15 protein-coding genes and 1 rRNA gene are annotated in these 16,043 nt (G+C 36.0%); 3 read left to right on the forward strand and 13 right to left on the reverse strand.

Annotation, left to right across the window (positions count from 1 at the left end; genetic code table 11):
• Positions 1-7: 7 nt before the first annotated feature.
• From flgK to P3F81_RS11035, 9 genes are all read right to left on the reverse strand, one after another.
• Positions 8-1,585 carry a flagellar hook-associated protein FlgK gene (gene flgK / locus P3F81_RS10995; RefSeq protein ID WP_147670186.1) on the reverse strand — a complete coding sequence of 526 codons (1,578 nt, stop codon included), beginning with the start codon at positions 1,583-1,585 and terminating at the stop codon, positions 8-10.
• 17 nt (positions 1,586-1,602) lie between these two features.
• The gene (flgN, locus tag P3F81_RS11000; protein WP_147670187.1) at positions 1,603-2,088 is read right to left on the reverse strand and encodes a flagellar export chaperone FlgN; all 486 of its coding nucleotides are present in this window, start codon (positions 2,086-2,088) and stop codon (positions 1,603-1,605) included.
• Positions 2,089-2,112: 24 nt separating this feature from the next.
• Positions 2,113-2,595 carry a flagellar protein FlgN gene (locus tag P3F81_RS11005; protein ID WP_147670188.1) on the reverse strand — a complete coding sequence of 161 codons (483 nt, stop codon included), beginning with the start codon at positions 2,593-2,595 and terminating at the stop codon, positions 2,113-2,115.
• A gap of 27 nt (positions 2,596-2,622) precedes the next feature.
• Positions 2,623-2,898, reverse strand: a complete 276-nt coding sequence (flgM, locus tag P3F81_RS11010; RefSeq protein WP_147670189.1) for a flagellar biosynthesis anti-sigma factor FlgM — start codon at positions 2,896-2,898, stop codon at positions 2,623-2,625.
• A gap of 178 nt (positions 2,899-3,076) precedes the next feature.
• A complete protein-coding gene (locus P3F81_RS11015; protein WP_147670190.1) occupies positions 3,077-3,487 on the reverse strand; it encodes a flagellar protein in 411 nt (136 codons plus the stop codon).
• 64 nt (positions 3,488-3,551) lie between these two features.
• Positions 3,552-4,214, reverse strand: coding sequence for a ComF family protein (locus P3F81_RS11020; RefSeq protein WP_147670191.1), 663 nt, complete (start codon positions 4,212-4,214; stop codon positions 3,552-3,554).
• Positions 4,215-4,223: 9 nt separating this feature from the next.
• Complete coding sequence (gene recD2 / locus P3F81_RS11025; protein ID WP_147670215.1) at positions 4,224-6,359, reverse strand: SF1B family DNA helicase RecD2; 2,136 nt, start codon at positions 6,357-6,359, stop codon at positions 4,224-4,226.
• A gap of 303 nt (positions 6,360-6,662) precedes the next feature.
• Positions 6,663-7,226, reverse strand: a complete 564-nt coding sequence (locus P3F81_RS11030; protein ID WP_147670192.1) for an RNA polymerase sigma factor — start codon at positions 7,224-7,226, stop codon at positions 6,663-6,665.
• A 140-nt stretch (positions 7,227-7,366) separates the two neighbouring features.
• Entirely contained in the window at positions 7,367-9,283 is a 1,917-nt protein-coding gene (locus tag P3F81_RS11035) for an ABC-F family ATP-binding cassette domain-containing protein (RefSeq protein WP_147670193.1), read from the reverse strand.
• Between the two features lie 169 nt (positions 9,284-9,452).
• Between P3F81_RS11035 and P3F81_RS11040 the strand changes: the two genes are divergently transcribed.
• A complete protein-coding gene (locus P3F81_RS11040) occupies positions 9,453-10,019 on the forward strand; it encodes a hypothetical protein (protein ID WP_147670194.1) in 567 nt (188 codons plus the stop codon).
• Here the strand turns inward: P3F81_RS11040 and P3F81_RS11045 are convergent.
• The 3 genes from P3F81_RS11045 to P3F81_RS11055 form a co-directional block, all read right to left on the reverse strand.
• Positions 9,930-10,394 carry a glycosyltransferase family 2 protein gene (locus P3F81_RS11045; protein WP_147670195.1) on the reverse strand — a complete coding sequence of 155 codons (465 nt, stop codon included), beginning with the start codon at positions 10,392-10,394 and terminating at the stop codon, positions 9,930-9,932. The two genes, P3F81_RS11040 and P3F81_RS11045, sit on opposite strands and share 90 nt — an antisense overlap.
• Positions 10,395-10,507: 113 nt before the next feature.
• Positions 10,508-11,944, reverse strand: coding sequence for an LCP family protein (locus P3F81_RS11050; RefSeq protein ID WP_147670196.1), 1,437 nt, complete (start codon positions 11,942-11,944; stop codon positions 10,508-10,510).
• A 144-nt stretch (positions 11,945-12,088) separates the two neighbouring features.
• Entirely contained in the window at positions 12,089-13,183 is a 1,095-nt protein-coding gene (locus P3F81_RS11055; protein ID WP_309320402.1) for a glycosyl hydrolase family 18 protein, read from the reverse strand.
• A 225-nt stretch (positions 13,184-13,408) separates the two neighbouring features.
• Here P3F81_RS11055 and P3F81_RS11060 point away from each other — a divergent pair, with 225 nt between their 5' ends.
• The gene (locus P3F81_RS11060; RefSeq protein WP_147670197.1) at positions 13,409-14,533 is read left to right on the forward strand and encodes an HD-GYP domain-containing protein; all 1,125 of its coding nucleotides are present in this window, start codon (positions 13,409-13,411) and stop codon (positions 14,531-14,533) included.
• A gap of 163 nt (positions 14,534-14,696) precedes the next feature.
• Positions 14,697-15,812, forward strand: coding sequence for an HD-GYP domain-containing protein (locus tag P3F81_RS11065; protein ID WP_147670198.1), 1,116 nt, complete (start codon positions 14,697-14,699; stop codon positions 15,810-15,812).
• 98 nt (positions 15,813-15,910) lie between these two features.
• Here the strand turns inward: P3F81_RS11065 and rrf are convergent.
• Positions 15,911-16,027, reverse strand: a 5S ribosomal RNA gene (rrf, locus tag P3F81_RS11070).
• Between the last annotated feature and the right edge of the window lie 16 nt (positions 16,028-16,043).

The raw sequence follows: 16,043 nt of genomic DNA on the forward strand, positions 1-16,043 counted from the left end.
TTTCTCACTACCTTCCTACAGTTCCTGTACTATTGATTAATTTATCTAACATCTCATCCATCGTAGTTAGGCATCTCGAACAAGCGGAATAACCTTTGTTAAATTTAATCATATTTGATAATTCTTCATCCCAGTTCACTCCACAAACTTGCTGACGCCAGCCTTCCACTTGTGAAACAATAGTCTCTTGATTTGTTACATTGCGTTCAGCTTCTTGCGCTTGAATCCCAAGTTGGCCAATCATACCAGTATAATATCCCGTCATACTTTTACCACCAAGGGTTGTACTCGTCGTTACTTGCAATAAATCGCCAAGTAATGAAGCATTTGCACCCGAAGCTGTATTTTCACCGTTTGCATCCGTACTTTTCGAAGCTTTTGCAGCGATTTTATCCGTACCGCCAGTTTCATCAAATTCAGCATTTACTTTTAATGAGTTTAATATATCCACCTTTGTCATGTGAGTACCGCCCACAACATTAGTAACATTGCCATCGGTATCACGCGTTACCGTGCCACCAATACTCCATTGTCCATTGAAATAAACAAGCGTAGAAAAATCAGTATCTGCACCAGCAGCGTTTGTTTTGGGATCGAAGAAATTAATACCGGTTTCATCATTTAGTCCTACACCAGCCTTATGTTGCTCATTAAAATCATTTAGCAAAAACGCTGTCATCGTTGTCATCTGATCCAAATAATTTTTCACATTATCCACAGAATCATAGATTCCTTTTACTGAGCCGTCTTTTACATCCATTGCTATTCCCGTAGATTTTTCTACCAATGTATAAATGGGAATATTATATTCTGGATCTGTATGCACCGATACATCCATTTCCAATCTACTGTTTCCGTCAACAATCGTCGTTCCCCCACATGTAATACTGTAGGAACCATTCGAAAGCTCTGTAACGTCAACTTTCATATATCCTGATAATTTATCCACTAACAAATCTCTTTGGTCGCGTAAGTCATTTGCCCAACCATTCGATCCGGCTTCTAACGTCACAATCTGTTTATTCAAACTCAATATCTGATCTAACGTTTGATTAATCATATCCTTTTGTAAAGACAATTGTGTGTTATTATCGGCAACCAAATCGTCTAGCTGCGTCTTAATATGATTCATCGAATTAACAAGTTGTTTTCCTGTATCTCGAGCAACAACACGATTACTGTATTCTCCGGCATTTGTCGATAGTGTCTGCCAGGATTTATAAAATTGGCTAATTACCGTTTGAAGGCCTGTATCTGTAGGCTCTTGAAATACACTTTCGATTTTACTTAATGTATATTGTTGTGTTGTAGACTTATTTAAGTTTGAATTTTCTTTCCAATACTGTCTGTCAGCAAATGTATCTCTTGCTCTAACTACAGAATCAACATCTACGCCAGTACCAATTTTGAAATCTCCATAGACTCCAGGCATGGTTTGCGGTTTTGTTGTTGTTAAATTAACGGTTTGTCTAGAGTAACCTGGCGTAGCAGCATTCGTAATATTATTACCAACTGTATCCAAAGAAACTTGATTTCCATATAAACCTCGTACCATTGTATTTAATCCGCCAAAGGTCGATCTCATTTATTCTTCACTCCTATTTAAATCGTTTGATCAAACATCGCTCGTTTTCTAACTGCCGTTCCCTCTTGCCCTTGTGGTGCATAGGTATCACTTGCAACCGTCTGAGCTAGTACATTAATGTTAAAATCAATAAAACTTTTCGCCTTATTCATCACTTTTCTACTACGCTCATTTCGTTGTTTTAATTTCTCTGAAAATCGAACGATAGCATTAGATAAATCTATTAGCTCTTTCATTTGCGCAGGCCTTACCAACATGATTGCTTCAACAAACGAGCACGTTTCATCCATTCCGTATCGTTTTCGTACATTCTGAATAATGGATTGATATCTATTTTCAACTGATGTTAATTTACTTAACAGTTCCTGTTCTCTCTTAAAGACCACTTCGGTTCCTGCAATATCATTCGCAATAAACAATTGATCCTTTTCATCCGATACTGCAAGCAATTCTTGAATAAGCAGAACCATCAAATTCATATCGTCTTTGATTTGTTGCCACATTGGTAATCGTCCTTTCAACTTTGCTTATGCTTCAAAATTCAACCTTTTTTTTCTGTCTACAACTTCTTTGCCACCATCTGCATAAGTAGGAGCAACACTCGCTTGCGACAAAACATTCAGTTGATAATTCACAGCTGATAATGCTTGCATCGTTAAATCCGTATTGGTTTTATTATGAGTTTGTACTTTTTCAATAATTTCTTTCAATCTCTCATGTGACTCAATTAAAGATGCCTTATTTTCATCATCACATTGTAAAATCAATGTGATGATGTCGGCATTTGCATATTGCTCGTTTATATTTTTTCTAATTTTCAACAGAATTTTTTTTCGATCTCTTTCCAAATGATTTACTACAGATAGCAATACTTGTTCCTGTTTCGTTATCCTTTCAATCTCCGAGATGTTCACACCTACTAATGCAATGCGCTTTTGTTTACTTAACCCTAGCATCTGCTGATAAACTTCCACCAGTTTCGTAAGAATCTCTCTAAGCTCTAGCCACATAAATAAACTTTTCCTTTCTCATGTTTACTACCAACGTGTATTAAGCATCTTTTCAGCTAATACTCTTGAATCAACGCTATATGTCCCTTGAGAAATTTGCATTGATAATGCATCAATTTTCTCTGAACGAATGACCGATGAAGTCTTTGCTTTTTGTAAGAATTCGTGGAAATTTTGCGCCTGTGAAGACAATACAACTTCATCTTTAGCAACGTTTTTCGTCTTGACTTCATTTCGTTGATTACTCACAGATTTCGTATCAACATACCCTTTTATCAAACTTTGAATATTATTAATCATCATTTTTCACACCCACCTCGGGATTTTCTTATTCTATATTTTTATCGAAAAAAAAACCGCAGATATTAATCCGCGATTTTAAGGCATTTTAGTTCATTTTCACCAGTATTCTCTTATTTTCTTATTTTATCTTAGAAAACCTACTCTTTCGTTTTTTCAAATTTTCTTCTGAAAAATCACCTTATCTATATCTGTCCCTTTCCCTGCTATACATACCCGCTCCTCTATTCTTATCGCTCTCTATTTGTACTTTCGCTGCACGATCAAGATTTGATTTTTTCACCTGTTCTAAGAAATCAGTATTACATTTATCGCACATTCTTCCACCAAAAATTAACGTACCACATACTTCACAAGGATAAGATATATCCGAGATCCCCATAAATCTTCCTGCTTTAATCATCCGAAAAATTGTACGTTCTTTTACTCCCGTAGCTTCATGGATTTCTTCCATAGACGCTTTATTTTTTTCTCGTAAATACTCTACTATCTTCATTTCATCTTTTTCTTCTTGTTCATAGCATGCTGGACACATAGGTATCGTACCGCTAACAAACAACTTCCCGCATTCAGGACAATTTTTCAACCCCATAACCAACAATCCTCCTCAACGACTTATCTTAAAGCTATTCAACAACCTTATCTTAAATTATCATCTAATATTCAGCATCTGTTGCCAATGCTAACCCAATTACTTTTTTCGCCCCAGCTGATTTTAAAACCTTTGCACATTCATCCATCGTAACACCAGTTGTAAAAATATCATCTACCAAAAGAATCGTACAATCTTGTATATTGTAATTTGGTCTCATAACAAATGCATTCTTAATATTTTTCTGACGCTCTTTGGAACTTAGTTCATATTGTGGGACAGTATCTTTTTTTCTCATTAATAAATTCTGCCAAAGCCAGCCTTTTTCCTTTATCCAAGGATAAAAAAATTTTTCACTTTGATTATAGCCACGGCTTTTTAGTCTTGATTCATGCAGCGGTACTGCAGAAACAATATCTATACACTTAAAACTTACCAAATCTCCTTCTCTATTTAAAAGCCAATGAATATGCGGTACATATTTTAATGCTTGATAAAACTTAATATGCTGAATAATTTTTTTCATTCCACTTCTGTACTGACATAGCACTTGACACTCGTCCAAATATTTTAAATGATGTTGTCCTACATTAATAGTACGAATAGATAAGACTTGCTCTAAACATCTCATACACCATTCGCCTTGCTGCCCAACATAACAACGACAAACCGGACATTTCGGTGGAAACAGCATATTTAAAAACGTATGATAAATTAGCTTAATCATAAAATCACCTTATCCTTGTTGTAAACGTTCAGCTAATAAAGAATATCTTTTCCGCGTTCTATCACTGCTGACTGCCGTATAAAGTGCCGCTTTCGTTCCGAGTAAAATCACTTTATTTTTCGCCCTAGTCACCGCAGTATAGAGTAAATTGCGTTGCAACATAATATGATGACCAGAAGTAAGTGGCATAACGATAACAGGATATTCACTACCTTGACTTTTATGCACACTCATTGCATAAGCAAGCTGTAGTTCAATCAGTTCATTTTTTTCGTAAACTGCTTCCGTATCTAAGTACCGAACTTTTGCTTTATCATTATGAATTTCAACGATAAACCCTATATCACCATTAAAAACATTTTTCGTATAATTGTTACGAATCTGCATAACCTTGTCACCAAGCCTAAACGTATAATTCATATTTGCAATTGTCGGTTTGTCATCCTCTTGAGGATTCATTGCATCTTGCAATAAATGATTGAGGTTTTCCGTACCACACGTCAACCGATGCATCGGTGTCAATACTTGTATATCTTTATTTGCATCAAATTTTTCTTTAGGCAATTCGCGGGTACAAATTTCAACAATTGCATTTGCAATATCACGATCATCATTAAATTCTCTAAATTGAAAATCCGTACTTGTTTTGCAATCAGGCAACGCACCCCGGTTAATTGCATGGGCATTAAGAACAATCATACTTTCGCCAGCTTGCCTAAAAACTTCTGTAAGACGCACGGTTGGAATTTTCTTTGACCGAATAACATCTTTTAAAACTGCCCCTGGGCCAACTGCTGGCAATTGGTCTACGTCCCCAACTAAAATTACCCGACTTCCTCTCGGTACGGCTTCAAGAAAATGACTCATCAAAGAAATATCCATCATCGAAACTTCATCTATAATAATCACATCTGCTTCTAACGGTTCATCCTCATCACGGGCAAAGCCCGTATCAACGCCATTTGACTCCAGCATACGATGCACCGTAATAGCTTCCTTCCCACTGGCTTCGCTAAGCCGTTTTGCCGCCCTGCCCGTTGGTGCTCCAAGTAAAATTTGCATTCCCTGATTTTCGAGCACTTCAATAATTCCCTTTACAACCGTAGTCTTTCCTGTGCCCGGTCCCCCCGTAAGCACCAATACCCCATACTCTAAGGAAGACACAACGGCTTCACGTTGTTTCGCAGCTAAAACAATCCCACTCTTCTCTTCCCATTCAGCCACTTCTTCATTCGCAGCTTCAGAAGATAAAGGCTGTGCATAATCTCTTAACTGTAATAACCGCTGAGCTACATTTTTTTCTGCATAATAAAGGTTGGGCGGATAAATCAGCATTTCATTTCCCTGCTCTTCAAAACATAGCTTTTCATCTTTTAATAACCGGGTAATTTCTCTAGCCACATCACTGCGTTCAATCACCAATAACTTTGCTGTCTGTTCTACAAGCATTGCTTCAGGTACACAACAATGTCCTAGGTTGGCAATCTGTAATAGAGCATAATGAATCCCTGCAACAATACGTGATTCATCATTTTTTTCAACACCTAATGCATTAGCAATCTGATCAGCCGTACGAAATCCAATTCCATCAACATCTCGCGCCAAGCGATAAGGATCATTTTTAACGACTTCAACAGAAAAAGAACCATATTTAGCAAAGATTTTTCCACCATAAGTTCCCGATACTCCATGTGATTCAAGAAAAATCATCACTTCGCGAAGCTCCGCCTGTTCACTATAAGCCAAGTGAATGGCTTCTGCTTTTTTCCTTCCGATTCCATCTACCTCTTGTAAACGTTTCGGCGAATATTCAATAATTTGCAGTGTTTCCGAGCCAAATTTATCAACGAGACGTTTTGCCATTGCCGCACCGACCCCTTTGATTGCTCCAGAAGCAAGAAACCGTTCAATTCCTTTGACATTTGTCGGTTCTATACGCTTTATTCCTGTGGCTTTGAATTGCTCACCAAACTTAGGATGCGATGTCCATTCGCCAATCAATTCAACTTGTTCACCAACGAGCGGAGCAGGAGCATTTGTCGTAACATTAATCAGCCCTTTATTCCCAGAGGGTTTTATTTTAAATACTGAAAATCTCCCATCATCACTTTCAAAGATAACGACTTCTACTATTCCTTCTATCATTAGGCCGTCAAAATCCACTGCTAAACTCCTCCGCACTTATGTTCTATATGTAAATATCTATTCTCGTTCATTACATAAAATCCTGTTTGAAAACAGCAAAAAGCACTATTTCAAGATGAAATAGTGCTTTTTTTGCTTGAGTCGGGCTAATAATTATTTTCGATAAGTACCTTTATCGTACTTAAACTCAAAAAACTATCCATCAACTCGTTAAAGGATTACCTCTCCATCGCAATCCTTTAACCATAGTTTCATTATACTGATCTTTTCAATAAATGTAAATATCCATCACAAGTTCTATTTTCATATTAATTGCATAGATTTACGAAGCTTTGCAATCCCACGATTACGAAGACTAAATACCGCTTGAGGCGATATATTGAGTAACTTACTCGTTTCCGTTAACCCTTTTTCGAATACTAAAGTAAGTAAAACTGCCTGCCGTTGTTTTTTCGGTAAAAATTCTATCCATCGCATCAATTCTTCCGTTAATAATTTATGCTCTATCTCTAACTCAATATCAACACCAGCTACCAACCGCTCTAATAAACTTAAATCTTCACCTTGCTGAACTTCTACACTGTATTCTTTTTCCCAACGACCTCGTTCACGTTTAAATAGATTCCACATCGCAAACTTTAATTTACTTTGTATATACCCTTCAAAGGGGTCTCCCATTGAGTCATTATAAATTTTCACCCCTTCGACGACTGTAAGAAAGCCAATCGACATAGCTTCTTCAGCAATTGGGCGTAAATGCGATTGATAGGCAAGTTTCTTTATCAGCCCAGTAAACCGTTCACAAATTTCTTGAAATGCAACTTTATCTCCTTCTTTTGCCATCTCAACTAACTTATTTAACTTCATTTTCTCACCTTAGGTGAGAAACCGGTTTCTCTTGTATTAGCGCTTAGCTATACTATATAAAACCTATCGCCATAGAACAAAAACCGACTCAGTGCAAGTCAATGCACGAGTCGGCCTTTATCTTATTCTTTGATTGCCAGTTACGATTCCTCTTCACTACACTGCGCCCAAAGATCATATTTTTCAGCAAGTTCACTTTCTACTCTTTGATATTCCTCTGCTAACTTTTTACTACTCTCAGCATCTGTATGATTTTCTGGGGTATTTAACTGAAACTCAATACCCTTTAACTCCATCTCTAACATAGCGATCTCACCTTCATATTTTTGCATGAGTTCGATACGTTTACTACCACTTAAATTACGTGGTTTGCCTTTTTTCGATTCCAGCTTCGCCGCACTAGGTTGTTTAGGTTTACGATCCTCAATTTCTCTTGCTAACTCAGCAGCTTCTTTTTGTGCTTCTAATTTTTTATCATGATAATAACTATAGTTTCCGTTGTATTCGGTTAATACGCCACCTGCTAATTCAAACGTACCATTCGTTACTTTATCCAAAAAATAGCGGTCATGGGAAACGGTAATAAACGTGCCCGGAAACGCCATTAATGCCTCTTCTACGGCTTCCTTCGCTGGAATATCTAAATGATTCGTCGGCTCGTCGAGCACGAGAAAATTAGCGCCCGTAAGCATTAATTTCAAAAATGCCAACCGTGATTTTTCACCACCACTTAAATCACCAATGATTTTATAAACATCATCTCCATGAAACAAAAATGCTCCTAAGTAATGTCTTGCTTGTTCTTCTGTTAAATCATATTCATAAATTAATTCATCTAAAAGTCTATTTTCCAGATTTAATCCTTCATGTTGTTGCGAAAAATATCCCATCTTGACACGGCTGCCCAACTTCACTTTTCCATTGATAGCTTCCATTTCACCTACAAGGATTTTGAGAAGTGTTGTTTTTCCCGCACCATTCGGACCTACCAATGCAATCCCATCACCATTTCGAATTAACATTGAAATATGCTTGAATATTTCTTGACTTCCATATGCTGCCGCAACATCTTCTAATTCCGCAACTCGCTGTGCACATTCACTTGGCGGATTAAATGCAAAATAATTAAACCCAACACTATTGGGAGGCAATACAATGCGCGCTAAACGATTCAACTGCTTTTCTCTGCCACGTGCCTGTTTTGACTTGATTCCCGCTTTGTACCTACGGATATATTCTTCTGTTTTTGTAATATACACTTGCTGCTTTTGATATGCACTCTCCAATGCAGCGCGGCGCTCTGCTTTAAGTTCAGTAAATCTACTATAATTCCCAGTATAAGCAACAACTTCTTTATTTTCTAATTCAATTATCCGATTCGCCACGCGGTCAAGGAAAAAACGGTCATGAGAAATAATCAATACTCCACCTGAGTACCCAATAAGAAAGTCCTCTAACCATTCTACCATTTCAATATCTAAATGATTTGTTGGCTCGTCCAAAAATAAAAAATCGGGACGACGAATCAAAGCTTTCGCCAAACAAATCCTCGTTTTCTGCCCACCAGAGAAATGATTTACATTCTTTTTAAAATCTTCCGCCGTAAATCCAAGCCCTGTAGCAACGCGTTTAATCATACTTTCATAATCATAGCCACTCGCCCGTTCAAATTTATCAACTACATGCGCATATTCTTTCATTAAAGATGCAAGCGCTACTTCATCTTTCTCTTTTGCAATACGTTCTTCGATCTCTTTCATCTCTTCTTGCCAAGCTAAAACATCTTCAAAGGCTTTTGATAGTTCTTCCCATAAAGTCCAGGATTCTAACTCCGCCTCTTGCTCAACATAGCCGATGGTATCCGTAGTCGCTAAAACAACTTGTCCACTATCAGCCTCCTCTAACCCCATTAAACAGCGCATCAACGTACTTTTTCCCGTACCATTTGCACCAATAAAACCAATTTTATCTCCACCGGATATTTCAAAACTTACATCATGAAAAAGCTCTTCAATGCCGAATGATTTATTTAACTGACTTACGCGTAAAATGCCCATTTATTCACCTCAAAATTATGCATCACTATTATTTATTATAGTAGAAAACGATAGATTATCCAAGTCCATGAAATATACTACCACCTTTCTTTCAATGCTTGCTATTTTGTTAAATTTTTGCTATTATTTATTTTAGATTTTAGAACGTATGTTCGAAAGGAGTTTTTCAATGAATCATATTCTGCCAACTAATAACGAGATTGCGGCCATTCTTCCGATTTATACTGCATCTGGAAATTCTACGCAGCTATTACTGACAAACGGAGAAGAAGTCTTTTCCCCCTTCAAAGCAGCAACGATTATCCGCCGGCTTGCATATAGGCAGACAATCGATTTGCTCGCTTTAAAGGCAAAAGCAACTCAAATCACTCAATCGACAATTTGGCAACCCCTAGTACTGGCCCCTGATCTGGTACTAGTTCCATTAAAAACAAGAAACCCTAAAATCAGCGGAGACGCCACTGGCGGCTATATAAATTTTCCTCATATAGTTTCAATAAAATCTATTGAAAAAAGTACACGATTACACCTCACAGGAAATCATTTTGTTACTTCACTATGGAAGCTAACTACCGTCCAAATGCATTTACGTCAGGCGCATCTCTTCTTGCTTAATGAAGCATTTACAAAAGATAGAACACAGTTGCTACAAGATAAACTGCTTCGTATGTGGCTTGAAAATCCAAGTAACAATTTCGCAGAACTCCTTCGGATTTATGCAATGAATCGTATCTAAAAATTGTATAAAGTCTCCTTTTGCAGCATTTGACATCGCCTGAAAAGAGCTATTTTGTTCATTGTATTGAATAACCATAAGTGATGCATATTCTCTCTCAAGTCGTTTTGCAATCGAAAATGTTAAATCCTGCGAATAATCATCATAAATGATGACATCGCAATTCATTTCGGCAATTTCAATTTCCAACATTAAATGACGAATCATCTCTTCGATATCTTCTTCAATATCTTTCACTAAAACGACGATGCTAAATGCATAATGCTCCTTGATCTTCAGTTCTTTGTGCCACAACCATAAATCCTTGATAAAACAATACCCTCCAAAGATAGCAAAAGATAATAACACTACACTTACGCAATAACTAAATTCCATATTTATCACCCCACTTCACAGGTGTGATAGTATATGCAACTTGCAAACATATTGATAATCAAAAGAGGATACTTAGGAAGCTATTACACTTCCAAGTATCCTCTTTAATTTTATTAACTTCCATAATCCTTACCAATAACAACCGTAGCAAAATTTTCAGTACTCTCTTCTGGATTTACTTGAATTGAATAATTGAACGGCAGCGCCGCAAATTTACCAACTACGGAGCTATCTGAAGTATTCGTAATGACAACCGTCTTCTTATATGGAGCTGTCATATTAGAAACTCCGGTAACGGTGAATCCTTGATTTCGTAATATGGAAGCTACTTCGCTTCCCGCTCCATCAATTCCACTTGCATTTACTACTTCTACATGGATAGTTGAAGAACGTGTTTTTTTCTGCTCGCTTTCTTTATTTGCTCCTGACTTTTTATCTGTATCTGCTTTTTTAGCTGTGTCAGTTGCATCTTTTTTATCCTTATTTTTATCTTTTAATTTATCGGTTTCTTTGTCTTTATCCCCAAGTGGCAATGATTTCGGCTCATCTACGATCTTCATTTCCTTAGGAATTGAAGTTTCATATTCAACCGCTTCTTGTTGCATCGCTTTTGCTACGCGGTCATCCATTTTTACATCAAGAATAGTTGCTAAAGATTGTCTCAATTTTACAACATCAGGAAGCCAGTAGCTAATATCCTCAATATAGGCAGGTTTCCCTGGCACCATATCCGCATTCAAACCTTTTTCTTTCGCTTCTTTTAAAATACCAGCCAAACTTACCATCTTGCTAATTGACATATCCGTTTCAATTGCTGCACTTACTTCCTGAATAATGCTTGGTATTTTAGGAATAATGCTTGGACTTGCAACTTTATCCATCACCGCACGCAGGAATTTTTGTTGTCTAGCAATTCGGCCAATATCGCCTTCTTCATCACGATACCTTACATACGTAATTGCAGTTTTTCCATCCATATGCTGCATTCCAGGACGTAAATCGATAACGAGTCCACCGTCATCATCCCATGGGTCCTCATAATACATGCGCTTTTCAACATCAATATCAATACCGCCAATGGCATCGATAATTCGTTCAAACGCTTTCGTATCAATTAAAACATAATAATCAATAGGAATTCCCAATAAACCTTCTACGGTATCTTTCGTTAACTTATGTCCACCATATGCATAGGCATGATTAATTTTGTCATAGCCATGCCCTGCAATTTTCACACGTGTATCACGTGGTATTGATAAGATAGCTGCTGCTTTTTTTCCTGGGTCAACCGTTGCAACAAATAAAGTGTCCGATCTGCCAACATCATCTTCGCGACGATCTACACCCATAACCATAATATTAACTTTATCTTCTGCTACCATTAGCCCTTCTTCAGCACGATTTCTATTACCAAAAAATTTAGAATCAAACCAATAATATGCGGCGCATGTAGTCGCAATAAAAATACATAAAAGAATTACTACTGTAATAATTCTTTTTCTTCTTCTACGTCTTTGCCTTATTACTCGATCTTGCAAAGTTTCACTCACAAGGACATCTCCTCCAGTCAACTCATCAATGACAAATTAACTCCTAGTTCTTTAATTTATATGACAATAAACAAAGCCCCGATATATGGGGCTTTGCTTAGTATATCAAATATTTACTTGATTCGTCAATATTTTAAAAAGTCATTATTTAGGAAAAATTTCATTGACTTTTCCCCATATATCTGGAGATTCTTGCCCAAGTCGCCAGATTGCAATTCCCGCAACATCATATTTTGCTACGATATTTAATTTAGCAGCTGTACTTCGTGCATCTTCAAACCAAACTTCATGATCATCGTACTTAAAATATGGGGCTTGATATTTCTCATCATATTTAATTTCTGCACCTTTTTGCGATGCTAATACAGTCGCATCTGGATAAGTGATTGTCTCTCCTTTATTGTTTGCATCCCAATTGTATCCATATGCACTTACGCCAATTAATACTTTATTCGGACTTCCGCATTGCTCTATTGCATATTGCACATTTTTTTCATACCAATCTATTGCCGCAATAGGACCAGGTTCAGATGTTGACCAATGATTATCATACGTCATAATTTGCAAATAGTCTGCATTTTGTGCAAGTTTTTGGTAATCATATGCACCCGATACAGACTCATGTACATCAACCTGAGGAAATACCGAAATAATCACAGTTTTGTTGATTGCTTTCATTCTTGGATACAGCTCCGTCATAAAAGAAGTTAAGTTTTCTCTTTGTTCTGGCGGTAATAATTCAAAATCAATATTAATTCCATCATACTTTTTTTCTTTCACAATTTTCACTATGTTATCCACTGATTTACTGCGAATTGTAGGATTTCCTAAAATACTTTCTGTTGCTTCACGTTTATTTGTGACTAACGGATAAATTTTCAATCCCATTTGACGCGCTGTATCAATTACGTCTTGACTTTCTTTTGAATCTACAACCCCATCGGTTCCAACTCTATACCAAAATGGCGCAATCGCAGTTAAGTTTTGCCCATTTTGTTTTAAGCTTGGGAATGATCCTGTAATTTCACTTGTTCCAGCCCAAGGATTCTCATAATATCCAAGAATAATGCGTTCTTTAGGTTTCAATTTACCTATAAACCCCTGCAACCATTCTACCGCCTGATCAGGCTCAACGCTTTGTTTTGGAATATTGCTTGTATCACAACCACTCAATGATATTAATAGCACAAAAGTCAACATTATGCTGATAATCAATGAAAGCTTTTTCTTTATCACCACAAATTCACCTCTATATTTTTATTTACATTTAGTATAGTGCTAATTATAATTTTTATACTTGCTGTTGATATTTTAAAGGGTTTTTAAATTAATGCGACGAAAGCTTCTAGAATGTAAAATTTTCAGAGATAACGTCGTTTTAAGTAACTTTTTCTTAAAATAAACATCAAAAAATTTATTATTATAAATATTTTATTATGAATCACGGATGAACCGAGGTAAGATATGCAAAAGATTTCCACCTGTAATTTGCGACCTGGGATGATAGTCGCTTTAAATATCTATAATGCGAACGGAAATAAATTATTAACTAAAGGCACCATTTTAAACAAAACCTATATCGACAGATTAAATGCATTATATATTCCTGGTATTTATGTTTCCTTAGGCAATCCAACATTAGATATTAATACACCCGAAGATATTTTAAAAGAATCTGTACGTGTTGAGGCCACTAGAACTCTTTATCGCGCCTTTCAAAAATGTCAGTTAACAGAAGATTTAGATACAAAATCTCTAACCGATACAACGAATATGATTATTGATAATTTGTTACATAATTCAAATAATATTATTCAAATGACTGAAATCCGCAAGTTTGACACTTATACTTTTTCACACTCAATTAGCGTATGTGTATTATCAACAATCATCGGAATTTTAAAGCAGTACAGTAAAAAACGTTTATACGAAATTGCTTTCGGTGCTTTACTTCACGATATAGGAAAACTTAAAATTCCTTTGGAAATTCTAAATAAAAATGGGCGCTTAACTACTGAAGAAATGAATGTAATGAAAAAGCATTCCGAGTTAGGATTTTTCTTATTAAGAAAAAATAAAAATCTTTCTGTAGTTCCCATGCACGTTGCTTTTCAACACCATGAAAAATACGATGGGTCTGGCTATCCACGTGGAGTAAAAGGTAAAGCAATTCACGAATATGCTAGGGTTGTTGCAATTGCGGATGTCTATGATGCATTGACTTCAGATCGACCTTATAAGTCGTCAGTTCCACCTTATGAAGCTTATAAGATTATGGTAAAAGAAAGTGGCAATCATTTCGATCCAGACATCCTTGAATTATTTTTTGAACACGTTGCTATCTTTCCAGTTGGAACTACAGTGAAGTTAAATGATGGCTCTTTTGGTATTGTCACAGAAATCGAAGTAAGAAAAACTTTCACACCTAAAGTAAAACTTATCGCAACAAGCAAAAAAATTGCAATTAGCGAAAATATTTCCGTTGATTTAAGCGTCGAACCAAATCTTTATATTGAAAAATCGCTAGATGAAAACGAAATTTTTGATTTAATGAAGACTACATTTAATATAAAATTTTCCGATAATTAGTATCTAAAAGCAAATTTTTATGGGAATATAAGCCTATATTTATCAATAAATATCAAATTAGTTAATATAATCAAAAATTTTGTTGATTTAATACATTAAATTCGTTAAAATAAGTATAAAGCAAAATTTATCCAGGGATTAATAACTTTAGAAGGGTTTTATCATGCAGAGAATATCTATCAAGCATCTAAAAAGTGGGATGATTGTTGCCCGCAACATTTATGACGCGGATGGTCATAAACTACTTAGCAAGGATGTAATTTTAAATGAGCAGTACATAGCACGTTTGCATAATTTAGCTATTCCTGCAGTGTATGTAAAATTCAGTAACGATGACGATATAAACTACCCAGATGATATAGTTTCTGAACAAACAAGAGTCAGAGCTATTAAAAATCTCAATATAGCCTTTCGTAAATGCCAATTGACAAACACTGTAGACTTAAAATTAATGAAAGAAATTACAAGAAACATTCTTGATGCATTGCTCGTCAATAGAACGAATATCGTCCAAATGAACGATATCCGCTGTTATGATGATTATACATTTGCCCATTCCGTAAATGTTTGCATTTTATCAACCATGTTAGCGATTAGTTGTCAATACCCAACAAAAAAATTACTAGAAATTTCTTTAGGCGCATTATTGCATGATGTTGGGAAGATAAAAATTCCACACAGAATTTTAAATAAACCAGCATCTCTTAGTGAGGAAGAATTTGCTGTAATAAAAAAACATTCGGAATATGGATTTGATATCTTGCGTCAATCTCAAGATATGTCGGTTGTTCCTATGCACGTTGCATTTCAACACCATGAAAAGTTTAATGGAACTGGTTATCCCAGAGGCTTAAAGGGTACAGCAATTCACGAATATGCGCGAATCGTTGCAATTGCTGATGTTTATGATGCAATTACTTCTGATCGGCCTTATAAAAATGCTGGTGCTCCCTATGAAGCATATAAAATTATGGTACAAAACAGTAATTTACAGTTTGACAATATATTATTAGAAAAATTTTTCTCCTATATCGCAGTTTTTCCTGTAGGATCTATTGTGCAATTAAATACCGGCGAATATGCTTTAGTAGTCGCTGTTGAACAAGGATCCACTTTTTCCCCCACAGTTAAACTATTAGCAACAGCAAATAGAGATATGCTTAAAAATAGGGTGACGCTGAATTTGAAACTTGAAAATATGCCATATATTGATCGTATGCTATGCGAAACTGAATCAATTGAATTTAATACCTTACTATATAATAAAAAGAGCGATTAACCAAATCGCTCTTTTATTATGTAAATTATTTGCATTCCAAACATATACAAATTCATCTTAATAACGAAAAAGCACTCACCAAAGTGAGTGCTAAACAAAACTGGCATCTACCTAACCTCCCAGGACGTTTCCATCCAAGTACTTTCGGCGTGTATAGGCTTAACTACTGTGTTCGGTATGGGAACAGGTGGTACCCTATAGCTATCGACACCAGATTCTTTTGAAGTGAAC

It is taken from the genome of Selenobaculum gibii (assembly GCF_030273445.1).
GTDB lineage: Bacteria > Bacillota > Negativicutes > ICN-92133 > ICN-92133 > Selenobaculum > Selenobaculum gibii.